This is a genomic window from Bacillus sp. SD127 (assembly GCF_058566445.1).
The window spans coordinates 1,327,933-1,354,458 of the sequence record NZ_CP191226.1 but is presented as its reverse complement, the minus strand read 5'-3'; the positions used below and the strand labels follow the sequence as shown (position 1 = coordinate 1,354,458).

Sequence of the window (26,526 nt, the reverse complement as noted above, 5' to 3'; positions counted from 1 at the left end):
GGATCTGTGTTTTGTCTGAGGAGCCAGCATGAATGTAAGCGCTTTTAAAGTAACCTTATTATATATGTCCGTACATGTCAACGACTTTTTTTATTACTAAATATTTGTACGTATGTATTCAAAAACCCCGAACTTTTGCAGTCCGGGGCTTCCCTTTATGAGTGAATATTCAGCTGTTTGAATTCTTCAGTCAGTAATGGGACGACTTCAAATAAATCTCCTACAATACCGTAATCAGCTATTTTAAAAATATCGGCTTCAGGATCTTTATTGATGGCGACAATTACCTTGCTGTTGGACATCCCCGCCAAATGCTGAATGGCACCGGAAATTCCGCAGGCGATATACAAATCAGGAGTGACAACTTTTCCGGTCTGTCCGATTTGAAGAGCATAGTCACAATAATCAGCGTCACACGCCCCGCGTGAAGCGCCGACTGCTGCGCCCAGCACCTCGGCAAGCTCCTGCAGCGGCTGAAAGCCTTCCTTGCTTTTTACACCGCGGCCGCCCGCAACAATGATTTTCGCTTCAGAGAGATCAACGCCGTCCGCTGTTTTTTTGACGATCTCTTGTATGACGGTACGGAGATCCGTAAGGGAAACTTCGATGCTTTCAATGCTGCCTGCCCGGCTGGCGTCTTTTTCTAACGCTTGAATGTTGTTTGGACGAATCGTCACAAGCGTCATCGGATCCGTTGAAATGACACGTTCAAATGCCTTCCCTGAGTAAATCGGTCTTGTGAAAACAACGTTCTCTCCGGTAACGCTTACATCTGTAGTGTCAGAAATCAATCCCGTTTGGAGCCGGGCTGCAAGCTTCGGCGACAGATCCTTCCCCATTGCAGTGTGTCCGCATACGACCGCATCAGGTTTCTCCTTTTCAATAATGGTTCGCATCACTTGGCTGTATCCGTCTGCCGTATATGCCTTGAGCTTTGGGTCCTCAGCTGTGAGAACTTTGTCTGCACCGTAGTGGATAAGCTCCTCTGCATGCTGTGATACGTTTTCTCCTATAAGAACACCGATCACTTCTCCATCACCTGAAATGGTTCTTCCAGCGGAGATCGCTTCAAAGGTGACATTTCGCAGTTCTCCGTCACGAATTTCTCCGAGTACGATCACTTTTTTTCCCATCCTAACATCCCCCTGTTTCTTTGAATGTGCAAGCGCTAAATGACTTTCGCCTCGCTGCGGAGCAATGATACGAGCTCTTTTGCCTGTTCGGCAGGCTCACCCTGCAGAAGCTTTCCGGCTTCTTTTTTCGGAGGCAGAAAACGTTCAATTGTTTTCATTTTTGGTTCAGCATCTTCTTCATCCAAGTCCAGATCATCCAGCTCAAGCTCTTCAAGCGGTTTTTTCTTGGCTTTCATGATCCCCGGAAGCGATGGGTAGCGCGGTTCATTTAAGCCTTGCTGAGCTGTGACCAGCAAAGGAAGAGTCGTTTTGATTTTTTCAACATCCCCTTCAACGTCCCTTTCCGCTTCTGCGTCACTTCCATTGATGTCGAGTTTGGTGATCGTCGTGATGCACGGAATGTCCAAAAGCTCTGCCAGGCGAGGCGCCACTTGTCCTGAGCCTCCATCGATCGCGACATTTCCTCCGAGAATAAGGTCAAACTCCTGATCCTTCATATAGTGGTATAAAACTTGAGAAATGGAATACTGGTCGGGTTCTTCGAGATCATCTTCTATGTTGATTAAAACGGCTTGGTCACATCCCATGGCAAGCGCTGTACGCAGCTCCTTTTCCGCTTCTTCGCCGCCGACAGTAACAACGGTGATGGTGCCGCCGTGTTTTTCCTTCAGCTGAATGGCTTCTTCAATCGCGTACTCATCGTACGGATTGATAATCCATTCAGCCCCGTCATCCTGAATCTTCCCTGCGTCAATGACGATTTTTTCTTCTGTGTCAAACGTCCGTTTCATCAGTACAAATAGATTCATGATCATATCCCCTTTTATTCGCCTTTGAACTGAGGCTTTCTTTTTTCGAGAAATGCCTGAATGCCTTCCTTGGCGTCCTCCGACTCAAACGCTTCTCCAAAACGCTTTGCTTCAAGCTTTAAGCTGCCTTCATAGGAATACACCTTATTTGTATAGAGAAGCTCAAGCAGAGACGCCATCGTTTGCGGGCTTTTTTCTGCAAATTTGGCGGCAAGCGTTTTCGCTTTTTCAAGCACTTCTGCTTCATCTTTTGCTCCGATTGTCACAAGTCCGAGGTCAAGCGCTTCTTTCCCCGATATCGGTTCTCCTGATCCAATGAGCTCCAATGCTTTTGCTGTACCAACGTATCGCGGGAGCCGCTGTGTACCTGCAAAACCGGGAATAATACCGAGGTTAAGCTCAGGAAGCCCCAGTTTGGCATCTTCTGCCGTAATTCTGATATGGCAGGCCATTGCAAGCTCCAGCCCGCCGCCGAGGGCAGCTCCGTGAATCGCTGCGATAATCGGTTTTGGAAAGCTCTCCATTCTCTCCATCAGCTGCTGGCCGCGTTCAGCCAGCATTGAGGAATCCTCACTGTTTCTCAGTGATGTAAATTCTTTGATATCAGCGCCGGCGGAGAAGAACCTTCCTTCCCCGTGTATAATAATGCACCGCACGCCGGCATCTGTCTCACACTGATCAAGACAGGAGGACAGCTCTTCTAATATCCGGCTAGAAAGCGCGTTTGCCGGCGGATTGTGAATCGTCATAACTGCAACAAATTGATCAACTGCGAGTGATATTGCATTCATAGGACAGAACTCCTTTACTTATTGTGAATTCCGGATACCAGTAATTCTAAAACACTGTCTGACAAAGCAGCCAGATCATATTTTTGATCATTCATCACCCAGGTCGTCACGGTTTCGTCAATCGTTCCAAAAATCATCTGCCGGGCGAGGCGGACATCGAGGCCTTCTTTTAACTCGCCTGATTGTATTCCTTCCGTCAGAATGCCGTCTAAAATATTTAAGTAGCCCTTTAATATTTCATTAATTTTCTGCCGCAGCTCCAAATTGGATTGGCGGAGCTCAAGCTGAGTGACAATGGCGAGGTTATGGTCTCCCGCCAAGAGTGAGAAATGCTTTGAAATCACGAGCGACAATTTCTCTTTTGCTGTTGCCTTTTCTTTTATGTCCTCTTCCATCCGCTCAATGAATTGGCCCATTTTTTCTTTAAACAGAGAAATTAAAATGTCTTCTTTATTTTTAAAATAAAGATAGATGGTGCCGTCCGCTACTCCGGCTTGTTTGGCGATTTTAGATACCTGTGACTGGTGGTAGCCGTTTTCCGCAATTACTTCAACTGCTGCATCAATAATCTGCATATACTTTGGCCGTTTTTGCTTCAATTTTCATCGTTCCTTCCTATAGAAATGAATGACTATTCATTCATAATTTTATGATAAGAAGGATTTTCCGGTTTGTCAAGTTTATTCATAAATGTTCTCTTTTTCTGGCTCTATTTGTTACTTGATATGATGATTTTCGGTTTCTTCTTCAAGTAAACGCCTTCTTAAAATTTTCCCAACCGCTGTTTTCGGAAGCTCTTTTCTGAATTCATAGGCTTTCGGCACTTTATAGGGTGCGAGACGGGCTCTGGCGAAAGCGTCCAGTTCTGCTGCGTCGGCTTGTGCGCCTTTCTTTAACACGACAAACGCTTTTACCGTTTCCCCTCTGTACGAATCAGGCACGCCTGCAACGACAATTTCCTGAATCGCTTCATGTTCGTACAGCGCTTCTTCAACTTCCCGCGGGTAAATATTATAGCCGCCTGCGATAATGATGTCCTTCTTCCGGTCGGCAATATAGAAAAATCCATCTTCATCCATATAGCCCATGTCTCCGGTAAAAAGCCACCCGTCCCTTAAGACAGCAGCCGTTTCCTCCGGCTTGTTCCAGTACCCCTTCATGACCTGCGGGCCTTTTACGACGATCTCACCGTGCTCATACGGAGCGGCAAAATGGCCAGTCTCTTCAGAGTAAATGGCTGCGTCTGTATTAGGCCAGGGACAGCCGATACTGCCGGGTTTGTTTTTTCCCCAAATAAAATTAGCGTGTGTCACCGGAGATGCCTCGGATAAACCATATCCCTCCACAAGCTTTCCGCCAGTCAGCTTTTCAAATTGCTGCTTCACCTCGACAGGAAGAGCGGCTGAGCCGCTGAGGCAGCTTTTAATGGATGACAGATCGTATTGCTGTAATTGGGGATGATGCAAGAGGCCAATGTAAATCGTCGGCGCGCCGGGAAACAGTGTCGGTTTTTGTTTATCGATGATTTTGAGCGTTTGCAGCGGATCGAACTTGGGAAGCAGGATCATTTCAAATCCTAGTTTAATCGTATAATTCATCACTGCCGTCAGCCCATAGACGTGAAAAAATGGGACAATGCCAAGCACTTTTTCATCGCCTTCTTTTACGTTGTACATCCAAGCCGCACACATTTCGGTATTGGCTAAAATATTTCTGTGCGTGAGCATGACTCCTTTGGGCGCTCCCGTCGTACCTCCAGTGTATTGCAGAACGGCGATATCATGTTCAGGGTCAATGTCCGGAATTGTGATCAGTTCTGTTTTTTCCCGCTTCATGCTCGAAGCAAAGGTATGAATATTGTCGTTTTCATCATAGTCAATGTGCACTTTTTGTTTTTGCGTAAGCGGATAGAGAATATTTTTTGGAAACGGCAAATAGTCTTTTATACTCGTCACCAAAATCTGATCTACAATTGATAACGTTTTCATTTTTATTGCCTTCGGGAAAAGCAAATCTAAGGTGATGATCATCCTGGCCTCTGCGTCTCTCAGCTGGTATTCGAGTTCATGCTCGGTGTAGAGCGGGTTTGTCTGCACCACGATACCGCCGGCAAACAGCACCCCATAATAAGAAATGATGGACTGCGGACAGTTGGGCAGCATGACAGCCACTCTGTCTCCTTTTTGCAGGCCATGTTGCTGCAGAAAAGCTGCGAGTTTAAGAGCATCCGTCAAAATGTCATGAAAGGTGAGTTTTTTTCCGAAAAAAGATACGGCTGTTTTGTCAGGGAATCGTGCGGCGGAGTCTGTCAGGATGGATTGCAGGGTTTGGTTCGGCAATGGAAGCTCATGCGGGATATCGTCGGGATACTCGGCTAGCCACGGCTTTTGAGACTGCATAAAACCTCCCCTTTCGATTTTAGAGTTCACCCTATTATTATAGCAGATAGACGGCAAAAAAAAGAAAAAGAAAGGAAAATCTTTCTTTTTCTCATCATACGAACAGATATATAAGACCAATCAACAAAAAGATTCCCGCCGCGGCGAGCAGTATTTTTGCAAGCTTTTCCATCTATTCTCCGTCCCCTTATATTCCGGCTGCCACAACAAATGAGAGCCCGACAGAAATGACAAATGAAATAAAGCCGACAGCCCGGTTATCATTTTCAATTTCTTGATCAATTTTAAACCGCGGTGTCAAAAACTCAAAAATGAAGTAGCTGATCAAAAGCATAACAAATCCGTACACACCCCAGCCGATCATTTGCAGCAGAGAATTGTGCTGAGAGATGGAGTGCTGGAACACATTTGCTATCCCTAAAATTTTCCCGCCTGTTGCCATTGCCACAGCGAGATTTCCATTTTGAATCTCTTCCCAGTTTTTATAAGCTGTCACCAGCTCAAACACAGTCAAAAAGAGGACGAGGCAGAGAACCGCGACACTGTAATACGCCGCGATTTCCACAAGCTCATTTTCCCAAAAATCACTCATGACCATACTCCCTTTTATTTTAGTTCAACAATTGTAACGCCTGATCCTCCCTCACCAGCTTCACCGAAACGGGAGTTTTTAACGCTGCGGTGATTTTTCAGGAGATCCTGCACGCCTTTTCTTAAAGCGCCGGTACCTTTGCCGTGGATAATGGACACTCTTGGATATCCCGCTAACACCGCGTCATCCAAGTATTTTTCAACACGGCTGAGGGCATTTTCATAGCGCTCGCCGCGAAGATCAAGTTCAAGCGATACGTGGTAATCTTTGCCCTTAACCGCCGTAATGAGTTTTTCTTTTTTTGGTTCCGGTGCCGATTTGATAAATTCAAGGTCTTTTTCTTTCACTTTCATTTTTAAAATGCCGATTTGAACATTCCATTCATTGCCGCCGGTTTTTTCAAGCAATGTTCCTTTCTGCCCGAAAGTAATGACTTTTACTTCATCCCCCGGCTTCAAGACGCGTTTTTGCGTTTTCGGTTTTTCCGGTTTTTTGGACTTTTCAAAGGTCGGCATAGCGCCTTCTAACCGTTTCTTCGCGTTAATCAGCTCGTGATCCTTGAAGGACTTGTGTTCTTCTTTAATCGAGCGTAATTCGTGAATGATGTCTTCAGCTTCTTTTGTGGCCGCTTTAACTTTTTCAGCCGCCTGCTGTTCGGCCTCTTCCATCAATTTGTCTTTTTTGCTGTTGAGTTCGATGATTTGCTGCTGCAGCTCTTTATGCAGCTTTTCGGCTTCTTTTCTGAACGCCTCTGTTTCAGAAAGCTCTTCTTCCGCCCGTTTTTTGCTTCGTTCAAGAGACGCAATCATCGTATCGACCTCATTATGCTCGGCCGTCATTTCTGATTTCGCCTGCCCGATAATATGGTCCGGAAGCCCGAGCCGTTTAGAAATTTCAAAGGCGTTGCTTCGTCCCGGTACACCGATTAAGAGCTTATAGGTTGGTGAAAGGGTCTCAATGTCAAATTCGACACTAGCGTTCATGACGCCTTCTCTGTTATAGCCATACGCCTTTAACTCAGGATAATGCGTCGTCGCTAATACTCTGGCATTGGTGCGGTGGACTTCATCCAAGATGCTCATGGCGAGTGCCGCGCCTTCTTGCGGGTCTGTACCCGCTCCCAGTTCATCAAAGAGCACAAGGCTGTTTTCGTTGACTTGTTTTAAAATGCCGACAATGTTCACCATATGGGAAGAAAATGTACTTAAGCTTTGCTCGATCGACTGTTCATCGCCGATATCAGCGAACACATGCTCAAATACAGCGGCTTCCGATCCTTCATCTGCCGGAATATGAAGACCCGATTGCGCCATTAAGGTCAACAGCCCCAGTGTTTTTAAAGTAACTGTTTTCCCCCCGGTATTCGGTCCTGTAATCACGATGGTTGAAAAATCGCCGCCCAGCTCGATGTCATTGGCGACCACCTGATCAGGCGGAAGCAATGGATGGCGCGCTTTTTTCAGACGGACAAATCCGCTGTCATTCATGGTCGGTTTTGTAGCTTTGACCGCTTTTGCGTATTTCGCTTTTGCAAAAATGAAGTCAAGCGTCTGCAGGACTTGCAAATCTTGAAAAAGCTCCTCTTTGTGCTCCGCCGTATGCTCTGTCAGCACGCGTAAAATCCGTTCAATTTCTTGCTTTTCTTTCACTTTCGCCTGCTGAAGCGAGTTGTTCATATCTACAATCGCCTGCGGTTCAATGAACAGAGTCGCGCCAGAAGAAGAGGTGTCATGCACAATGCCTCCGTAGCTTGATCTGTACTCTTGTTTGACCGGGATAACAAAGCGGTCATTTCGGATTGTAACAATCGTATCAGACAGCATTTTCGAAGCAGAGGAGGAACGCAGAATGGACTCTAACCGGTCTCTGATTCTCGATTCGAGCGTTCTGAGCTGCGTGCGGATTCCTCTTAACGTTTCTGACGCGTGATCAAGCACTTCGCCGTGATCATCTATGCAGGAATTAATTTCTCGTTCTAAATCGGGCAGTGTAATGAGCTGTTCAGTATATTGCTGCATCAGCGGAATGTCGACTCCGTCTTCAGCCATTTGTCCGAGAAAGTGTTTCATTTGTTTGACTGCGTAAAGCAGTCCTGATATTTCAGTGAATTCCGAGGGACTGAGAACGCTGCCGATTTCCGCCCGTCTTAATGCCCCTCTGATATCGGTAAGGCCGCCAAACGGTGCCTGGCCTCGCAGCCGGATGATCGCAGAGGCTTCATCTACCTCATCCAGCTGTTTTTTGATTTCGTCAATCGAAGCAGAAGGCTTTAGCTGGAGAAGCATTTCTTTTCCGAGCGATGAAGCGGCGTGCTCGATTACCTGTTCTTTCACTTTATGGAATTCAAGAGATGATAATACTTTTTGCTGCACGGTAGTGTGAGCCTCCTTACTTAATCGTTGCGCTTCAGGAATGCCTGTACGTCTTCAAGCGACCGGGCATTCAGGACGTTTTTCGTTTCCGTCCAGCCTTTGCGCGCGGCAGTGACGCCGGTTTTCATATCGTTTAACATCTCGATGTTATGGGCATCGGTATTAATGACCAATGTAACCCCTTGTTCATTTGCTTTGATTAAATGCTCTGTCCGCAGGTCGAGACGCGCAGGGTTAGAGTTGAGTTCAAGCGCCGTATTTGTTTTCTTCGCGAGCTCAATCAGTTTGTCGATATCGATTTCGTAACCGGCACGTCTGCCGATGAGGCGTCCGGTCGGATGGGCGATAATGTCAACATGCTTGTTGGTCAGTGCCGTCTCAAGCCGCTTCATAATGACGTGCTCCGGCTGATTAAAGCTTGAATGGATGGATGCAATGACCAGATCCATTTCCGCCAGCACATCGTCATCATAATCAAGTGTGCCGTCAGGAAGAATATCCATCTCAACGCCTTTAAAAATACGGAAGCTCTCAAACTCAGCATTCAGCGCGTCAATTTCTTTCGCCTGCTGCTTGAGCCTTTCAGCAGTCAGCCCGTTGGCGACCTTTAAATATTGCGAGTGATCAGTGATGGCCATGTACTGATAGCCTTTTTTCATGCATGCTTCAACCATTTCCCTGATCGAAAAGGCGCCATCGCTCCATGTGGAGTGCATGTGAAGGTCGCCTTTGATTTGATCGTGCTCTATGAGTTCAATTCTGTCGTTGTAGGTTTCCACCTCTTGCCCGCTTTCACGGAGTTCCGGCGGGATCAGCGGCAAGCCGAAGTGTGCGTAAAATTCCCGTTCACTCGGGAAGGTTTTGATTTCTCCTGTTTCAACCGTCTCGACGCCGTACTCACTGATCCGTTCACCGCGTTCTTTTGCAATTTGCCGCATTTTGATATTGTGGTCCTTCGATCCCGTAAAATGATGAAGAGTTGTCGGGAATTGTTCTTCCGTCACGAGACGGAAATCGACACTGGTTTCATATTCAAAGGAAAGAATGACGGATACCTTCGTGTCTCCGCTGGCAATGACGCTTTTGATGTTTGGCAGCGCAAGCAGCTGCTCTCTTACTTCAGCGGGATGATCCGTCGCAATAATATAATCCAGATCTTTGACGGTTTCGCGTGCTCTTCGGAGACTTCCGGCACGGGAATATTTGATGATATCTGTCAATCGAGAAAGATGCTCTTCAATTTCCCGCGCGACCCGGAGCGCATAGCCAATCGGAAAACGTTCAGGCTGTTTTCCGGCTTCCCCGAGCGCCTGCAATATTTTTTCTTCTGATTTCTTGCCGAATCCCGCAAGCCCTTGGACTTTCTGCTGTTCGCAGGCTTCCTTCAATGATTCTGCATCATGTACGCCGAGCTCTTTATACAGCTTTGCGATTTTTTTGCCGCCGAGCCCCGGCAGCTTCAATAAAGGCACCAGCCCTTCCGGCACCTCCTGCTGCAGTGATTCGAGCGTACTTGACTTTCCTTCATCTATATATTCTTTTATGACGCTGTACGTGCCTTTTCCGATACCGGACAGTGACATCATGTCGTCCATTTCTGATAAACTGCGGTCGTCCTGTTCCAAGGCTGCCGCTGCTTTTCGGAATGCGGAAACTTTAAACGGGTTGTCCCCTTTCAGTTCCATGTAGACTGCAATGGTTTCCAGCAGCCGGATAATATCTTTTTTATGCATAGAATAACCCCCAGACGTTCACATATGTTTCCATCATACTTGAAAAAAACTTCTCCGGACAAGAGAAGTTTTTTATCCTCCGTATTGCGTCCAAAGCTCCTGTAAAAGCCCTGACAAATACGGTGTATGGTTGATCATGACATTTGCGAGAGACGATTGCCCCATCATTTGCTGTAAGCCGTCTATCGGAAGTACGGAAGCAACATACAGCAGCACAAATGTAAATAAATAGACTTCCAGAAAACCGAGAACGGCACCGAGCATTTGGTTGATTTGTTTAATCACAGGAATGCCCGCTACAATACTTAGGAATGAGCCGATGATTCTCAGTAAGATTTTAGCGATAATAAATAGAACGACAAACGCAATCGCATTATAGTAGGCTGCTTCCAAATTTCCCGAGAAAAAAGAAAACGCCGGCTGTCCCGCTGAAAAATCGGGCGCGGGAATCCACTTCAAATGCGGTGCGACATTTTTATAGAATAAAGACGCAAACGCGATCGAAAGAATAAAGCTCGTCAAGCGGATAAACTGGAGGATAAAACCGCGTTTTAATCCCAGTAAAGTCCCCATCAGGAGCAAGATTAAGATGATGATATCTAGCATAGTTGTTCAATCCTTTTCTTTAAGCTGACGCTCCAGTTTTTCATATTGCTCTTTTAATTTCACATAGTCATGCACCACATTTACCGCTGTCAGCACTGCAAGTTTATTTATATCAAGATATGGATTTTTTTGATTAATTTCTCTCATTTTATCATCAACAATTCCGGCCACATATCTCATATGGGCTCTGCTTTCTTCACCGATCATAGTGAAGTGCTGGCCGTAAATGTCAACGGTTGTTTTCGTTTTTTTGCCGTCAGACAACGTTTCTCCTCCATTCCGTGAGAATCCTAGTTCCTATCATAACACGTTTATTAAATGAATGGAAAGACGAGCCTCCCGCTGTTATGATACACTGGTAGATACAGTGAATCGTGTAAAAAAAGGAGATTATTACGTGTCCCATTCTGTGATAAAAGTACCAATGTCTGCTATTGACCAAATGAAAACAGCGTATAACAGTTCACTTACTGCATCTGTGCCGCAGGGTGCCATTTTCCAGGCAAAACCGGCAGGCTGTACCATTACAGCTTATAAGTCAGGGAAGGTATTGTTTCAGGGCAAAAACGCAGAGGCAGAATCTGCCCGCTGGGGAACTGCTGAGCCGCAGGAAAAGAAAAAAACGGCAAAAAAGCCGGCTGATTCACGCTACGCCCCTCCAACAGACATCGCAGGCATGTCTGTCATCGGCTCTGATGAGGTTGGAACCGGAGATTACTTTGGCCCAATGACGGTTGTCTGCGCATACGTTGACAAAACAAAGCTTTCTTTAATGAAGGAACTCGGTGTGAAGGATTCTAAACACCTAAAGGACCCGCAAATCATTGAGATCGCCCGAAGCCTGATCAAAACCATTCCGTACAGCCTGCTCGTTTTAAAAAACGAAAAGTACAACAGCATGCAGGAACGAGGCATGAGTCAGGGAAAAATGAAAGCTCTCTTGCATAATCAGGCCATAACCCATCTTTTGCGAAAAATGGACGGAGTAAAACCTGAGGCGATTCTGATCGACCAATTCGCCGAGCCCGGCGTCTACTACAACCATTTAAAGGGAAGAGACATTGTACAGGAGCGCACCTATTTCAGCACAAAAGCCGAAGGCATTCACCTGTCAGTGGCTGCTGCATCGATTATTGCGAGATATTCCTTTTTAATGGAAATGGATAAGCTTTCGCGCGAGGCGGGAATGACACTGCCGAAAGGGGCCGGCCCTCATGTAGATGAAGCGGCCGCCAAACTGATTCTCAAAAAAGGGTTATCCGCTCTCCGAACCTTTACAAAACTCCATTTTGCCAATACGCAGAAAGCGCAGCGCCTGGCGGATAAAAAACGTTCATAGAAAAAGCTTGCAGATGTTCTCTGCAAGCTTTTTTATTAGCCTCTCAATACGGCCTGATAAGTGTTTTCCAACGCTTTCAGGACTTTGTCGTGCGCTTTTGTCACTTCTTCTTCAGTCAGCGTTTGCTCCGGATTTACATATTGGAGTGAAAAAGCGACTGACTTTTTGCCTTCCTCCATATGTTCGCCTTCGTAGACGTCAAAGACGGTTACTTCTTTCAGAAGCTTGCCGCCCGCCTCTTTAATGACGCTCTCGAGCTGGCCGCTTGTCACTGATTTATCTGTCACAAGCGCGATATCACGTGTCACAGACGGATATTTCGGAATCGCCGTGTACACGAGCGGCGCCGTGTCTGCTGTAAGCAGCGTGTGAAGATCAAGTTCGAACACGTACGTTTCTTTAATATCCAGTTCTTTTTCCAGTGAAGGATGGACTTGGCCAATAAAGCCGATAAGAGAGCCGTTTAAAAGAATGTTCGCAGTTCTGCCCGGGTGCAGCTGTTTTCTTTCTGATTGCACAAATTCAATGCTGCCCAGGACGTTCAGTTTATCTAACAGCCCTTCAACAATTCCTTTTGCGACAAAGAAATCGACCGGTTTTTTCTCGCCCTGCCACAGATGCTTGCGCCATAAACCGGTTACCGCTCCTGCCACGCGCTCCGTTTCAACAGGTTTTGTATCCTCTTCCTTCGTCAGGAAAACGGAACCGACTTCGTACAATGCAACCGAATCAGTTTGTCTTGCCAGGTTGTAAGAAACGGATTCAAGCAGATTCGGAACAAGGCTGTGTCTGAGAATGCTTCTTTCTTCACTCATCGGAAGCGCAAGGACAGTGTTAAATGATTTTTCAATCGCAAATGCCGCCGCTTTTTTCTCGTTTGTTAATGAGTAGGTAATCGCTTGTGACAAGCCGGCTCCTTCAAGGAAACGTCTGACTTTACGGCGTTTTGCCTGGTAAGGCGTCAATCCGCCTGTTGTTCCCGCTGTTTCAGGAAGTGTGGACGGAATGTTGTCGTAGCCGTACAATCTTGCTGCTTCTTCAATCAAATCCTCTTCGATGCGAATGTCACCGCGGCGTGACGGAACAGTCACAACGAGCAAGTCATTTGCTTCTCCGACAGTAAAGCCAAGACGCTTATAAATGCTGATCAGTTCTTCTTTGCTGATCGTCATGCCGAGAACGCTGTTCACCTTGTCAGCCGATACATGAACGTTATTCGCTTCGATTGTGAGATGGTCTTCTTCAACAGTTCCGGCAAGCACTTCACCGCCGGCATACAGGTGGATCAGCTGTGCCGCTCGTTCTGCCGCAAGACGAACACGCGCAGGATCAATGCCTTTTTCGAATCTTGCACTCGATTCACTTCTCAAACCAAGATCTTTTGAAGCCTTGCGAACCGTCTGCCCGTTGAAGAACGCAGCTTCAAGCAAAATCGTTGTTGTGTCTTCCCGAACTTCTGATTCTGCTCCTCCCATAACACCAGCAACGGCTTGTGCTTTCGACCCGTTTGTAATGACAAGGTGATCAGCAGACAGTTTTCGTTCCTGATCGTCGAGTGTTAAGATTGTTTCATTTTCAACAGCTTTTCTGACTACGACTTCCTTAGAGCCAAATCTGTCATAATCAAACGCGTGAAGCGGCTGTCCGTACTCCAATAAAACAAAGTTTGTGATATCCACGACGTTGTTATGCGGTCGAATGCCTGCATTCATCAGTTTCGTCTGCATCCAAAGCGGTGACGGAGCAATTTTTACGTTTTTAATGATTTTTGCTGCATACAGCGGATTTGCTTCCTGGTCTTCAACTTTGACAGAAATGTAGTCTGACGCTTGTTCTGAAGCGACTGGGTAATCCGTTTGCGGAAGCTTTACCTCTGTGTCTAAAATCGCTGCAACCTCATAAGCAACACCAAGCATGTTCATCGCATCGGCGCGGTTCGGTGTTAAACCGAGCTCTAAGACAGCATCGTCAAGCTGTAAAGCAGCTAACGCATCACTTCCTGCTTCAACATCATTTGGGAAAACGAAAATGCCTTCCGCATATTCCTTCGCCACAAGCTTGCTCTCAATACCGAGCTCTTGTAAAGAACAAATCATGCCGTTTGATTCTTCACCGCGAAGCTTGGCTTTTTTGATTTTGAAATTGCCCGGCAGCACCGCCCCGACTGTAGCGACTGCAACTTTTTGCCCTTTATCCACGTTTGGCGCGCCGCAAATGATTTGTACGGGTGCCTCAGCTCCGATATCTACAAGGCACTTATTCAGCTTATCGGCGTTTGGATGCTGTTCGCGCTCCAGCACATGGCCGATGACAACGCCTTTAATGCCTTCTCCTTTATACTCAATTCCTTCAACTTCAATACCGGCTCTTGTTATTTTCTCAGCAAGAACAGCCGGATCCATGCCTTTTAAATCAACATAATCCTCTAACCATTTATAAGAAACAAACATTCTAGCATCCTCCTCTTACGCCTGTTTAAACTGCGAAATAAATCTGACATCGTTTGTATAGAAGTGGCGGATATCATCGATGCCGTATTTCAGCATCGCGATGCGCTCAACACCCATTCCGAACGCAAAGCCCTGATATTCCTTCGGATCAAAACCGGCCATTTCCAGCACATTCGGGTGAACCATGCCGGCGCCGAGGATTTCAATCCAGCCTGTTCCTTTACATACAGAGCAGCCGTTTCCTCCGCACTTAAAGCACGTTACGTCTACTTCTACTGAAGGCTCGGTAAACGGGAAGAAGCTTGGGCGAAGTCTGATTTCACGGTCTTGCCCGAACATTTTTTTCGCAACCAGTTCAAGGGTTCCTTTTAAATCACTCATGCTGATGTTTTTATCAACAACAAGCCCTTCAATCTGCATAAATTGGTGAGAGTGCGTCGCGTCATCATTATCGCGGCGGTATACTTTTCCGGGACAAATGATTTTAACAGGCCCTTTGCCTTTGTGCTTTTCCATCGTCCGCGTCTGAACAGGAGAGGTTTGCGTTCTCATCAGCATTTCCTCTGTGATGTAAAAGCTGTCCTGCATATCGCGGGCAGGGTGTTCTTTCGGCAGGTTGAGCGCTTCGAAGTTGTAGTAGTCCGTCTCGACCTCAGGGCCTTCTTCAACGGTATAGCCCATGCCGATAAATAGATCTTCAATTTCTTCAATGACAACAGTGAGCGGATGGCGTCCGCCGATTGCGACAGGATTACCCGGGAGTGTGACGTCAATTGTCTGTCCCGCAAGCTTCTGTTTCATTTCTTCTTCCTCAAGCTTTTCGTTTTTAGCTGCAATCGCATTGGCGATTCGTTCTCTTACCTCATTGGCAAGAGCGCCCATTTTCGGACGCTCCTCCGCAGAAAGCTTGCCCATTCCGCGCAGCACTTCTGTGATCGGCCCTTTTTTTCCGAGATATTGAACCCGAATATCATTGACAACCTTCAATGAGCTTGCCGCTTCTACTTGATCTAAAGCTTCTTGTTCCAGCTGTTTTAGCTTTTCTTCCATTTTGCATCCTCCTTTTATGTAAACAAACCGTTATATGTCTCTAAAAAACAAAAAAACCCGCCCCTTATAGGACAAGGGACGAGTTGTGGCCGCGGTACCACCCTTATTTCAGACAGACTGATGCTGTCGTCAGCTTCATTGACATAACGGAATCAGATTCCGGTTCACCTTTACGCGCAAGGTGCGCGGTCCCGGTGACAACTCGAGAGGTGAAACCAATTTCCGGCTGCTTTAAAAATGCTCTCAGTCTGCGGCATTTTCTCCCTGGAAGGCAGTTGATCAGAAATCGAGATCCTCTGTCACGGTTTTTCAAATATTATGTTCTATTATAGTGAAATACTCCGCTCGGCGCAACACTATCCTCGCAAGTGGTACATCAGGATAGCCGCCGCAATTGCAACGTTCAGTGATTCAGCCTGCCCGTACAGCGGGACGTACAGGTTTAAATCTGTTTTTTCCAGCAATCCGGTATCCACCCCTGCCCCTTCATTTCCGACGATTAAAGCAAATGAACCGGATGGTGAGATGTCCTGGTAAGGCGCCCCGTTTTGCAGTGCTGTGCCGTACACTTTTACGCCCTCTGCTTTTAATTCATCCACGTATGATTGTAAATTTCTTCTCACAACAGGAATGTGAAAATGGGAGCCTTGCGCGGATCGCAGCGTTTTTCCGTTAAACGCATCCGCCGTGCCGTCACCGAGCACAACCGCATCCAAACCGGCTGCGTCCGCCGTGCGAATCATCGTGCCGAGATTCCCCGGATCTTGAACAGCGTCAATCAGCAGCACACGTTTAGGCGGCGCGAGATGTTCTTCCGGCATATTGCAAACAGCGGCGATCCGCTGCGGTGTTTCCGTTTCTGTAACAGCTGAAAACGCGTCTTCGCTCAGCACGTAGCACTGGATGCCCATATCAAGATTCGGCGGGATGTCCGCTTCATCCTTGACAAGAATTTCTTTCACCGCGCCCGGGCTCTTTAAGGCTTCTTCAACAAGATGTTCTCCTTCAATCAAATAGGTATTCGTTTTTGTTCGGTCTTTTTTTGTGTGAAGTTTTTTCCAATCCTTCACTTTTTGGTTTTTTGCCGATTCTATTTGTTTCACTGTCTGTGTGGCTCTCCTTTTTTTAACATGATGTTATTATATCGCAAGAACAGCACATAATAAACCGGGTGCAGGGTTAGAATATACGTATTACATTTTTAGAAAAAAGGAGCGCTTCATATGGATCTTAATTTACGTCATGCCGTCATTGCCAATGTAACCGGCAATGATCAGGAGCAGCTTGAACACACAATTGTGGACGCGATTCAAAGCGGTGAAGAAAAAATGCTTCCGGGACTCGGCGTTTTGTTTGAAGTCATTTGGCAGCACGCATCTGAGAGTGAGAAACAAGAAATGTTAAAGACGCTGGAAGGCGGATTAAAACCTGCCCAATAGCACATCAAAACCGGGTGACAGCGCCCGGTTTTTTTCTTATATAATAAAAACATGAGGGGGATCGCCGCCATGTTTTTACAACCGCTGTTAGCGAAAAAAATCATTGCCGAAGTGAAAAAAATGTACGAACGTGAAGTCATTATTGTCAGCACAGACGGCCTCATTATCGCAAGCACAAATGATGAGCGAGTCGGGCTATTTCATGAAGGAGCGCTCATCTGCGCGAAAGAGAAACGCAATGTGATCATTACAAAAGAAGATGAAAAGAGACTCAAAGGGGTAAAGGCGGGGTTAAACCTCCCCGTATTTTCTGAGCGTGATGTCATCGCCGTGTTCGGACTGACGGGAGAACCTGCTGAGATTCAGCCGTACGGGGAGCTGCTCAGGAAAATGACAGAGCTGTTCATTAAAGAATCGTGGCATCTGGAGCAGACCCAGTGGCGCGAGAGAATGCTGGAATCCTTTATGATCGACTGGCTGCAATTAAAAGAATGGTCTCCGGGTTTTCTCGAAAAAGCGCAGCTTCTTGGCGTTGACCTTACCTCCCTCCGCCAGATGATCCTCATTCAAGGGCACGAATGGTCACCCGGCGATATTGATCAAATGACACGCGCCTGGAAATCAGTGTTTCCATCCGATCTATTCATCAGATGGGGAAATGAACGTATTCTGATTAATCACGAAGTGCCGAAGCATGAACAAAAGGAGCCGCTTTTGCGGCAAATTCAGCTTATTTGTTCATTGGCTGAACGCCTCGGAAACAGCCGTGCAGCTGCCGGCGTTGGGAGGGCTGTCAGCGGCTCCGGCCTGCCGCAGTCATACGAACAGGCAGAAAAAGCACTGGCCGTCAGCCTTAAACGCAAAACCGCCGTATGCGAGGAAGACCTGAAGCTTGATATGTGCCTGACTGAGATCAGCCCGGGTACCCGACATGAATTTCCGCAAAGAGTGTTTCAGGAAGCGCTCCGGAACGAAGAGCTTATGAATACGATACGAACTCTCTTCCATTACGATTTGTCCCTGAAAAAAACGGCTGAAGAGATGCATATTCATATCAATACGCTCCGCTATCGCCTGTCAAAGGCTGAACAGCTGACGGGTTTAAGTTTTCAGCGTACAGAGGACATCGTCACGATGTATGTCGCGCTTTACTTTTTAGGTCAAGATACAAAATAGAGAGAGTTTCAGTTTCATTTTTTGTATGTCCCTACATGGAAAGCTTTGCTTTTTTTCTTTTACAATAGATTGAAAGCGTTTTTTGATAGGGGGATGGGTGAACATGATCACCAAAGATGTAAAAGAACAGCTGATCCAAATCGTCGGACCGGAAAACTACGATGACTCGAAAGCCGGCCGTCTCGTGTATTCATATGACGCGACACCGCAATTTCAGTCTATGCCGGATGCAGTGATTGCGCCGAGAGATGCACATGAAGTATCACGTATTTTAAACATTTGCAGTGAGCACCGTGTACCGATTGTTCCGAGAGGATCGGGGACAAACCTGTGCGGGGGCACGTGCCCTACTGAAGGCGGGCTTGTTCTTCTCTTTAAGCATATGAATCAGATTCTTGAGATTGATGAAGAAAATTTGACGGCCACAGTCCAGCCTGGCGTTATTACCTTGGATATAATTCGTGCGGTTGAAAGCAAGGGGTTGTTCTATCCGCCTGATCCGAGTTCTATGAAAATATCAACCATCGGAGGAAACATCAACGAAAATTCCGGCGGTCTCCGCGGCTTAAAATACGGCGTCACCCGTGACTACGTCATCGGGCTGGAGGTTGTTTTGGCAAACGGAGATATGATCCGCACTGGGGGAAAACTTGCAAAGGATGTAGCCGGGTATGATCTCACGCGCCTTTTTGTCGGCTCAGAAGGGACACTCGGCATTGTGACAGAAGCGATTCTGAAACTCGTGCCGAAGCCAGAAACAAAGAAGACGCTGCTCGCCCTTTATGAAAATATTGATGCCGCTGCTCAAACAGTGTCAGCCATTATTGCCGAAAAAATTATACCGGCTACGCTTGAATTTCTCGATCAGCCTACCCTTTTGGTGATTGAGGATTATGCCAAGATCGGCCTTCCGACAAATGCGAAAGCGGTTCTTTTGATCGAACAGGACGGGACAGCTGAGACCGTGGCTCGTGACATGGAAAAAATTGAGGCAATTTGCAAAAAAGGCGCTGCCGTCTCCGTTCAAACTGCACAAACAGATGAGGAAGCATTCGCCCTCACTGAAGCCCGGCGTTCAGCGCTTTCTGCACTTGCCCGTTTAAAGCCGACCACCATTTTGGAGGATGCGACTGTACCGCGTTCAGAAATCGCGAATATGGTAAAAGCCATTAATGACATTGCCGCGAAATACGATATTTCGATCTGCACCTTTGGCCATGCCGGGGATGGAAACCTTCATCCGACATGCACGACAGACATAAGAAATAAGGATGAAATGGAGCGAGTCGAGCAGGCTTTTGCCGAGATTTTTGAAAAAGCGATTGAGCTTGGCGGCACGATTACCGGGGAGCACGGAGTCGGTGCCATGAAAGCGCCTTACTTGGAAATGAAGCTGAAAAAAGAAGGCATCGCCGCAATGAAAGCAATGAAAGCGGCATTTGATCCAAAAAATATCTTAAACCCGGGCAAAGTGTTTGCGAAAGATGCCAGAAAACGTGTGGTGACGGAAAGATGACAACAGAAAAAGAAATGAAACAGATCCAACATGAGTTTAAAGAGCGTATGGATGAAAGCGAACTTTTGAATTGTATGCGCTGCGGTTTCTGTCTGCCTTCTTGCCCAACCTATATCGAATCCGGTTTTCAGGAATCTCACTCGCCGCGCGGGCGAATCGCCTTAATGAAAGCAGTCGCCGACGGTGTGATTGAACCGGATGAAGATGTCGAGCGTTCACTGTCTCTTTGCCTCGGCTGCCGCGCGTGTGAACCGGTATGCCCATCAGGCGTTAAATACGGACAGCTGCTGGAGGAAGCAAGAGATATTATCCACCAAAATAAAAAACACTCGCTCAGCGCGCGTGTTATGAGAAAAGCGGCTTTTCAGGAGCTCTTTCCGCATCAAAACCGCATGCGTTCGGCTGTGAGTCTCATTGGGTTGTACCAGCGGTCAGGGCTGCAGACGGCTGTGCGAAAAACCGGCATGCTCCGCATTCTGCCTGAGCATTTGCGCACGATGGAAGCCGTTCTTCCGGATGTGCCTAAACGTGAAGAAATGAAGCATCGGCCGCGTTTACTGCCGGCGGTCGGCCCAGCTAAAAAAAGGGTTGCTTTTTTTTCAGGCTGTTTAATGGATACGATGTTTTTGCCGACAAACAATGCCACGCTGAAACTGCTGCAGCTGGCAGGCTGTGAAATTGTCATCCCGCCTGAGCAGGCATGCTGCGGCGCACTGCATGGACACAGCGGCGAAAAAAATGCGGGAAAAGAGCTTGCGAAACAAAACATCGCCGCGTTTGAAGCGCTAGACGTAGATGCTGTCATTACAAACGCGGGCGGATGCGGAGCCTTTCTCACTGAATACGGCCATTTGCTGAAGGATGATCCCGAGTGGTCGGAGCGGGCTGTTTCATTTGTGCAGAAGCTAAAAGATTTTTCATCGGTTTTGATTGAGCTTGATTTTCACCAAAAAGACTTGGAGCTTGAAACACCTAAGCTGATTACCTATCAAGATTCATGCCACCTGAGAAATGTAATGCATACATCTTCGGAGCCCAGAAAGCTTCTTCAAAGCATCAAGGGAGCTGAATTCAAAGAAATGGATAAAGCGGACAGCTGCTGCGGATCAGCGGGAATTTACAATATTGTTGAAGCAGACATGTCAATGAAAATACTGGACAGTAAAATGGCTGCTGTCAAAGCAACTGAAGCAGCGGTCATTGTAACCGCCAATCCAGGATGTCTTTTGCAGATGAAGCTCGGCATTGAACGAGAGGGGTTAAACGGCAGGGTCCGAGCTGTTCACCTTGCTGATTTGCTATTGGAAGCCGCCGGATCGCTAACATCATAAGAAAGCCCAAAACAATTTCTGTTTTGGGCTTTGTGCTTTATTCCATCGGACTGCAAATTTCAATATAATGTCCATCAGGATCGGCGATATAAGCGACCGTCTGTCCCCATGGCTTCACTTTAGGCTCCCCGATAATGGTTATGCCGTGTTCTCTTACTTTTTTGATGACCGCTTCTACACTTTCAGTGACAAACCCGATTTCAAATGTTTGTGAAGAAACGGGTGTTTCCGGTATATCTAACGGCGTCATTTCCTTGACACTTTCTCGTGTATTGAGCGCCAAAATGGTGGAGCCGGTATCAAACTCTACATATGTGCCGTGTTCCGCGCGGATCGGCAGCCCCAAAATATGCTGATAAAAATGAATCGAGCGCTGGCTGTCCGATACATACAGGATGATATACTTCATTGATAAATTCATTTCTTTTCCTCCTTAAGGTTTCCATTTTTCCTTTTATCCCGGTATAGAGGCTTCCATTCTTAAGCTGGGATCTCTCCACATCTGCGCCCATTTTTTCACTGCCGCCACGATAATGATGAAGCCTAACAGCAGCATGATGATAGACAAAACGCCATTCAGGACACTGTAACCCGCAGCGTCTGGATTGAGATACACATAGCGCACCATCCAATAGCCCGCGTAATTCACAGTCACATATAAATAGGCGAGCGGAATGAGGCAGGTGAGGATGTAACGGCGTTTGTCGGCGATTTTCAGCACAATGGTTGCTCCGATAATCAGACCCACTGAAGCCATCAGCTGATTGGAAACGCCAAACAGCGCCCAAATGGATCCGATATCACCTGAGTAAAGCAAATAGCCCCACATAAAGCAGGCAAGCGCACTGGCAAATACAGATCCGGGAATCCAGTCCGTTTTCTTCAGCGGCTTATACGCCTCTCCGAAGAAGTCCTGAATCAAATAGCGTGCCACACGCGTGCCGGCGTCGATCGCCGTTAAAATAAACACCGCTTCAAACATAATGACAAATTGGAAAAAGTATGAGGCCAGATGGCTGAAAAACGGAATTCCGGTAAAAATATAAGTCATTCCTACCGCAAGCGTGACGGCTCCCCCTGTTCTGCCTTCTAAGTCCAAACCGATTTCCCTGCTCAGTTCAGGCAAATGCACAACATCCATGCCGAGCGTACGGAAAACCTCAGGCGTGCTGTTGATCGCAAAGTAATCTGCAGGCTGCAAAGCAGTCGCCGCAATCAGCGCCATAATGCCGACAAGGCACTCAACAAGCATTGCACCGAAAGCAACCGGCTTCATATCACTCCATTTATTAAGCATTTTCGGCGTGGTGCCGGAACCGACAAAGGCATGGAACCCCGAGATCGCGCCGCAGGCTATCGTAATCGAGATGAATGGCCAGACAGGACCCGCAAGCACAGGCCCGCCGCCTTTTATAAACTCCGTAAAAGCCGGAAATGGAATGGACGGATTCACGACAAACACACCCGCAATTAAAGCGATAAACACACCGATTTTCATAAAACTGCTTAAATAATCGCGCGGTGCGAGCAGCAGCCAGACCGGCAGTGCCGCTGCAAAAAAAGCGTAAATCGGCAACGCGATTGCAAGCGTTTTCGTATCAAGGGTTAACAGATCACCAAATGCGGTAGTCTGCACCCAAGGGCCGATAAACACTCCGGCCATTAAAAATAGAAAACCGATAGAAGACGCCAGCTTTAAATTCCCTGTTTTCTTATAAAACAAGCCGACACCCATCGCAATCGGAATCGTAATCCCTACAGCAAATGTCCCCCACGGATTCCGTTCAAGCGCGTGCAGCACAACCATCGACAGGCCTGCCATCGTAATGGTAATAATAAACAGCATGGACAGTCCCGTACAAAAGCCGGCAACAGGACCAAGCTCATCCTTCGCCACTTCCGACAGCGACTTTCCGTTTTGACGCATTGACGCGAACAGCACAACAATATCATGGACGGCTCCCCCTATCACCGCCCCGATTAACAGCCATAATAATCCCGGCAAATAACCGAACTGCGCCGCGAGAATCGGTCCGACCAGCGGCCCGGCCGCCGCAATGGCCGCGAAATGATGACCGAATGAGACCCATTTATTCGTAGGCACATAGTCTTTTCCATCCTCAAGCGCATGTGCAGGCGTTGGCTTTTCATCATTCACTTTGAGAACCTTCACCATCATAAATGTTCCGTATAAACGATAGGCGATAGCCAATATACACATTGACGTTATCACAATTGTAACCGCATTCATTTCTCCCCAACCCCTTTGCTGTTTTTCATAAATATATCATAATTTCAAAGCAAAAAGCGGTCATTTTTTCCTATTCAAAAAAGCCGGCTGGAGTGGGCCGGCTTGAGGCAGTTAGTTTAGTTCAATGTCTCCAGAGGTTGTACGAACTTTTAAATGGTTAGAGGGGCTATTACCTACATAACCTACAACACGGTGCTCTGTCTTTTCTTTATACAGGATGTGGTCGAGATTGACCGCAGCATCACCTGAGTCAGCCTGAAAATCCACTGCCAAAGATGCAGGTTCTTTCTGATACCCTACTGACACACTTCCGCTCGTAGTGACGATGTCGACCTCTTCGTTCTGATGATCCTGAAGAAGATCAATATCCCCGGAAGTTGTCTTATAGTTCACCTTTTCAGCTGTTGTGTGGCTGCTTTTTATTGATCCGCTTGTTGTCTTTACCTCACCTTGGCCGAATGAATTTTGATCAGCTTGAACATCTCCGCTCGTTGTTTTTAGCGTCAGCTCGTTTTCGATGCGTGTATGCTTCAGCTCAATATTTCCTGATGTAGAGTCAGCAGCTGATTGATCCGTTTGCGCATTTTCTATCAGAATATCGCCAGAGGTTGTCGTTACGGTTATCTCATCATACTTCTTTTTCGGAATCGTGATTGTGATTTTCATATCCTTTTCGCTGCCCCACGGTATAAAAGAGATGATATTCTCGCGTGCTATTTGATTGATTGTTAATGATTTGCCATCTTGGGTCACATCGAACAGCTTTTTGCTTTTATCACTGACTTGTCCTTCAGCAGCTACCTGAATATCATCCGTTTGCCCGCTTTTGACCTCTGCATTCATCGAGCTCGTTGCTACCTCAATTTTTTTAATATCTGCAGGATCATAAGTTTCGGCAGCTTTCACCTCTTCATTTGTAAAATCCGAGGCAGCTGCAGAGATGACAGCTCCGATTACCCCGACTGCAAATACTGCGATCAATCCTATTATGATTTTTTTCATGTCTGCGCCCCCGTCACCAGCTTTAAATTATATCTGATATATCGTAAACTCACGCTATACAGCAGCTTTCCTATATGCCACAGCCCTATACAAGATAGCAGTCCCAGACTGCCAAACATGAGTGATAAAAAGAACTCCAGCATCATGTGCGTATTCATTTGAAACATCACCATGCCGACAAACATAATTGGTGATACAGAGAGTGCAAGCGCTGCCCCGCAGAAACCTACGTACACTCCAAAAATGCCAATAGCTGGTCCCAGCACAAAAATCAAATTCAAGATGCTTATCGCTGCTGCTGAACATGCCATCTGGAAGAGGTTCTTCTTAGGGCGCTGCACTGCTGGAGCAGTTTCCGTCACATCTGGCACCAATTCCTTTGCAATTTGTTTTGGGGAGCCGAGTTCCCTGATAATGTTCGCTTCCGGCCTGCCTTCTTTCATCCCTTCGGTAATATGTTCCTCAAAATCAAATAAGATCTCATTCCGCTCTTCTTCAGAAAGCGGCTTTAACGCTTTGCTTAACTCCTGTAAAAACTGTTCTTGGTTCATCGTTCTCCTCCCCTTGCCGCATCAATGATTTGGTTGACGGATGCTGTGAACTGATCCCATTCTGCCAGCAGCAATTTCATTCGCATGACACCAAGCTTTGACAACGTGTAATATTTTCTGGCAGGCCCTTCAGAAGACGGAGCCATATATGTTTCTAAATACTCCTCTTTCGTCAGTCTTCTTAGAAGAGGATATAAGGTGCCTTCAGCAATAGCCATATACCGGGAAATGTTTTGAGACAGCTCATATCCGTATTGGTCTTTTTCAGCAATACATACAAGCACACATAACTCTAATGCTCCCTTTTTAAATTGAGCATTCATGATCAAATCCTCCCTGCGGCCCGTAATTTTGTTTATATTTTCCACCATCCCTCACATGGTAACATCCACTACTGAACATTACAAGGTACTGAATCATATTTACTAAGAAAAAATAAAAAACCGGAGACAGATCTCCGGCTCATGTTGCTATTATGATTGTTTTTGCAGACGGATCACATTCCATGAAAGCGGCGTGAAATGTGCAGTTAAGCCGTTTTCGCTGACAGACGATGTTCCGTTGGAATGCGGGACGACATTTTTTCTGTTATGCTGGTTTGTCGCTTTGATGTCCTGATGCTCAAGTACGATGTGCTCTGCGATTTGATACGATTCAAAGCCTCTGAGCGAAATCTCCGTCTCCATCTGATCCTCAGCTTTGTTTACCGCAAAAATCGTCAGTGTTTCTTCCTCTTCGGAGTACACAACAGCGGCATCAACATACGGCACATCAGTAAAATCAGCGCAGTCATACTTCGGTGAAGAAATAAGCGGTTGCAGCGACTCTCCTCGGCCGTAGACAGAAGCATGCATGTACGGATAAAAAATCGGCTGTCTCCATGCTTCTCCGCCTTTTTCCGTCATGATTGGCGCGATGACATTTACAAGCTGTGCAAGACACGCGATTTTCACACGGTCTGCGTGCTGCAGCATCGTAATGAGCAATGAGCCCACCAATAAGGCATCTTCAAAGTTATAAATATCTTCTAAAATAGGCCGCGCAGTAATCCACGGTTCTACTTTTTTATCAGCTTCATTTGAGTGATACCATACATTCCATTCGTCCAGAGAGAGATTGATTGTTTTCTTGCTGCGTGTTTTTGCTTTTACATAGTCACAGGTTGCAGCAACAGATTTAATAAAATGATCGAGATCCATTGAACGAGCCAGATAGTTTGGCAGATTGTTATCCCGGTTTCCGTAATACGTATGGAGAGAAATATAGTCGACATGCTCGTACGTATGCTCCAGCACCTTTGCTTCCCAATCGATAAAGGTCGGCATGCCGCTGTTTGAGCTGCCGCAGGCAACAAGTTCAATTGATGGGTCAACCCATTTCATGACCTTTGCCGTCTCCGCGGCAAGCCGTCCGTATTCGTCAGCTGTTTTGTGGCCGATCTGCCACGGGCCATCCATTTCGTTACCCAGGCACCACGTTTTGATGCCGTACGGCTGCTCATAGCCATGCGATCTTCTCAAATCACTCCAGTAAGAGCCTTTCGGATGGTTGCAGTATTCTACGAGATTGCGGGCAGCATCTATCCCTCTCGTGCCGAGGTTAACAGCCATATTGACTTCTGTGTTCACCTTTTTTGCCCAAGTTAAAAATTCATTCGTTCCCACTTCATTGGTTTCTGTCGTTTGCCATGCCAAGTCAAGGCGTCTCGGGCGGTTCTCAACAGGTCCGACGCCGTCCTCCCAATTATACCCTGATAAAAAGTTTCCGCCCGGATAGCGGATGATCGGAACCTGCAATTCCTTGATTAACGCCTGGACATCCTTGCGAAACCCGTTTTCATCAGCCTGAGGATGATCAGGTTCATATATGCCTTCGTATACAGCACGCCCCATATGCTCGATGAACGACCCGTAAATCCGTTTGTCGACTTCACCAATTTTATATTCTTTGTCCACAATCACTCTCGCTTTTTTCATTATACGTTTC

25 protein-coding genes are annotated in these 26,526 nt (G+C 46.7%); 6 read left to right on the top strand and 19 right to left on the bottom strand.

Going from position 1 to position 26,526, the window contains the following annotated elements; genetic code table 11:
- Positions 1-155: 155 nt before the first annotated feature.
- The 10 genes from ACQVGS_RS06925 to zapA all read right to left on the bottom strand — a co-directional run bounded on the left by ACQVGS_RS06925 (position 156) and on the right by zapA (position 10,699).
- The gene (locus tag ACQVGS_RS06925; protein ID WP_151174414.1) at positions 156-1,133 is read right to left on the bottom strand and encodes an electron transfer flavoprotein subunit alpha/FixB family protein; all 978 of its coding nucleotides are present in this window, start codon (positions 1,131-1,133) and stop codon (positions 156-158) included.
- 35 nt (positions 1,134-1,168) lie between these two features.
- Complete coding sequence (gene etfB / locus ACQVGS_RS06920) at positions 1,169-1,942, bottom strand: electron transfer flavoprotein subunit beta (RefSeq protein WP_024122404.1); 774 nt, start codon at positions 1,940-1,942, stop codon at positions 1,169-1,171.
- Between the two features lie 14 nt (positions 1,943-1,956).
- Complete coding sequence (locus ACQVGS_RS06915) at positions 1,957-2,733, bottom strand: enoyl-CoA hydratase (RefSeq protein ID WP_103671723.1); 777 nt, start codon at positions 2,731-2,733, stop codon at positions 1,957-1,959.
- Between the two features lie 14 nt (positions 2,734-2,747).
- Positions 2,748-3,332 carry a fatty acid metabolism transcriptional regulator FadR gene (fadR, locus tag ACQVGS_RS06910; protein WP_095714264.1) on the bottom strand — a complete coding sequence of 195 codons (585 nt, stop codon included), beginning with the start codon at positions 3,330-3,332 and terminating at the stop codon, positions 2,748-2,750.
- Between the two features lie 117 nt (positions 3,333-3,449).
- On the bottom strand, positions 3,450-5,132 hold the full coding sequence (locus tag ACQVGS_RS06905) for an AMP-binding protein (RefSeq protein ID WP_400153440.1): 1,683 nt from the start codon (positions 5,130-5,132) through the stop codon (positions 3,450-3,452).
- Positions 5,133-5,319: 187 nt separating this feature from the next.
- Positions 5,320-5,724, bottom strand: a complete 405-nt coding sequence (locus ACQVGS_RS06900) for a DUF350 domain-containing protein (protein WP_010335217.1) — start codon at positions 5,722-5,724, stop codon at positions 5,320-5,322.
- Positions 5,725-5,738: 14 nt separating this feature from the next.
- Positions 5,739-8,096: an endonuclease MutS2 gene (locus ACQVGS_RS06895; protein WP_400153439.1), complete on the bottom strand. Its 2,358-nt coding sequence runs from the start codon at positions 8,094-8,096 to the stop codon at positions 5,739-5,741.
- Between the two features lie 20 nt (positions 8,097-8,116).
- Positions 8,117-9,829 (bottom strand): DNA polymerase/3'-5' exonuclease PolX, encoded by a 1,713-nt coding sequence (polX, locus tag ACQVGS_RS06890; protein WP_400153438.1) that lies wholly within the window; start codon positions 9,827-9,829, stop codon positions 8,117-8,119.
- 72 nt (positions 9,830-9,901) lie between these two features.
- Positions 9,902-10,435, bottom strand: coding sequence for a CvpA family protein (locus ACQVGS_RS06885; RefSeq protein WP_024122409.1), 534 nt, complete (start codon positions 10,433-10,435; stop codon positions 9,902-9,904).
- Between the two features lie 6 nt (positions 10,436-10,441).
- Positions 10,442-10,699, bottom strand: coding sequence for a cell division protein ZapA (zapA, locus tag ACQVGS_RS06880; RefSeq protein ID WP_024122410.1), 258 nt, complete (start codon positions 10,697-10,699; stop codon positions 10,442-10,444).
- Positions 10,700-10,832: 133 nt separating this feature from the next.
- Here zapA and rnhC point away from each other — a divergent pair, with 133 nt between their 5' ends.
- Positions 10,833-11,774, top strand: coding sequence for a ribonuclease HIII (rnhC, locus tag ACQVGS_RS06875; RefSeq protein ID WP_095714259.1), 942 nt, complete (start codon positions 10,833-10,835; stop codon positions 11,772-11,774).
- Between the two features lie 35 nt (positions 11,775-11,809).
- Here rnhC and pheT read toward each other — a convergent pair whose 3' ends face one another.
- Positions 11,810-14,224, bottom strand: a complete 2,415-nt coding sequence (gene pheT, locus ACQVGS_RS06870; RefSeq protein ID WP_106022182.1) for a phenylalanine--tRNA ligase subunit beta — start codon at positions 14,222-14,224, stop codon at positions 11,810-11,812.
- A 15-nt stretch (positions 14,225-14,239) separates the two neighbouring features.
- Positions 14,240-15,274, bottom strand: a complete 1,035-nt coding sequence (gene pheS, locus ACQVGS_RS06865; protein WP_059335559.1) for a phenylalanine--tRNA ligase subunit alpha — start codon at positions 15,272-15,274, stop codon at positions 14,240-14,242.
- A gap of 83 nt (positions 15,275-15,357) precedes the next feature.
- On the opposite strand from pheS, the gene ACQVGS_RS06860 reads away from it, so the two are divergent.
- Positions 15,358-15,606, top strand: coding sequence for a hypothetical protein (locus ACQVGS_RS06860; protein ID WP_081638352.1), 249 nt, complete (start codon positions 15,358-15,360; stop codon positions 15,604-15,606).
- 24 nt (positions 15,607-15,630) lie between these two features.
- On the opposite strand, the gene ACQVGS_RS06855 is transcribed toward ACQVGS_RS06860, so the two are convergent.
- The gene (locus tag ACQVGS_RS06855) at positions 15,631-16,377 is read right to left on the bottom strand and encodes a TrmH family RNA methyltransferase (protein WP_263463212.1); all 747 of its coding nucleotides are present in this window, start codon (positions 16,375-16,377) and stop codon (positions 15,631-15,633) included.
- 120 nt (positions 16,378-16,497) lie between these two features.
- Between ACQVGS_RS06855 and sspI the strand changes: the two genes are divergently transcribed.
- The 4 genes from sspI to ACQVGS_RS06835 all read left to right on the top strand — a co-directional run bounded on the left by sspI (position 16,498) and on the right by ACQVGS_RS06835 (position 20,736).
- Positions 16,498-16,713, top strand: coding sequence for a small acid-soluble spore protein SspI (sspI, locus tag ACQVGS_RS06850; protein WP_010335228.1), 216 nt, complete (start codon positions 16,498-16,500; stop codon positions 16,711-16,713).
- A 69-nt stretch (positions 16,714-16,782) separates the two neighbouring features.
- Positions 16,783-17,889: a CdaR family transcriptional regulator gene (locus tag ACQVGS_RS06845; protein ID WP_400153437.1), complete on the top strand. Its 1,107-nt coding sequence runs from the start codon at positions 16,783-16,785 to the stop codon at positions 17,887-17,889.
- A 103-nt stretch (positions 17,890-17,992) separates the two neighbouring features.
- Positions 17,993-19,405: a glycolate oxidase subunit GlcD gene (glcD, locus tag ACQVGS_RS06840; RefSeq protein ID WP_106022180.1), complete on the top strand. Its 1,413-nt coding sequence runs from the start codon at positions 17,993-17,995 to the stop codon at positions 19,403-19,405.
- Positions 19,402-20,736 carry a (Fe-S)-binding protein gene (locus ACQVGS_RS06835; protein ID WP_127696670.1) on the top strand — a complete coding sequence of 445 codons (1,335 nt, stop codon included), beginning with the start codon at positions 19,402-19,404 and terminating at the stop codon, positions 20,734-20,736. Before glcD ends, ACQVGS_RS06835 begins: the two co-directional genes overlap by 4 nt.
- A gap of 37 nt (positions 20,737-20,773) precedes the next feature.
- Here ACQVGS_RS06835 and ACQVGS_RS06830 read toward each other — a convergent pair whose 3' ends face one another.
- The 6 genes from ACQVGS_RS06830 to abfA all read right to left on the bottom strand — a co-directional run bounded on the left by ACQVGS_RS06830 (position 20,774) and on the right by abfA (position 26,516).
- Complete coding sequence (locus ACQVGS_RS06830; RefSeq protein WP_044153993.1) at positions 20,774-21,157, bottom strand: VOC family protein; 384 nt, start codon at positions 21,155-21,157, stop codon at positions 20,774-20,776.
- 33 nt (positions 21,158-21,190) lie between these two features.
- Positions 21,191-22,987, bottom strand: coding sequence for a carbon starvation protein CstA (gene cstA / locus ACQVGS_RS06825; RefSeq protein ID WP_106020227.1), 1,797 nt, complete (start codon positions 22,985-22,987; stop codon positions 21,191-21,193).
- Between the two features lie 111 nt (positions 22,988-23,098).
- Positions 23,099-23,989: a DUF4097 family beta strand repeat-containing protein gene (locus ACQVGS_RS06820; protein ID WP_127696669.1), complete on the bottom strand. Its 891-nt coding sequence runs from the start codon at positions 23,987-23,989 to the stop codon at positions 23,099-23,101.
- Complete coding sequence (locus tag ACQVGS_RS06815) at positions 23,986-24,540, bottom strand: HAAS signaling domain-containing protein (RefSeq protein ID WP_099043322.1); 555 nt, start codon at positions 24,538-24,540, stop codon at positions 23,986-23,988. The genes ACQVGS_RS06820 and ACQVGS_RS06815 overlap by 4 nt, the downstream gene beginning before the upstream one ends.
- Complete coding sequence (locus ACQVGS_RS06810; RefSeq protein ID WP_024122421.1) at positions 24,537-24,863, bottom strand: PadR family transcriptional regulator; 327 nt, start codon at positions 24,861-24,863, stop codon at positions 24,537-24,539. The genes ACQVGS_RS06815 and ACQVGS_RS06810 overlap by 4 nt, the downstream gene beginning before the upstream one ends.
- Before the next feature lie 150 nt (positions 24,864-25,013).
- Positions 25,014-26,516, bottom strand: a complete 1,503-nt coding sequence (gene abfA, locus ACQVGS_RS06805; protein WP_127696668.1) for an alpha-L-arabinofuranosidase AbfA — start codon at positions 26,514-26,516, stop codon at positions 25,014-25,016.
- Positions 26,517-26,526: the final 10 nt, after the last annotated feature.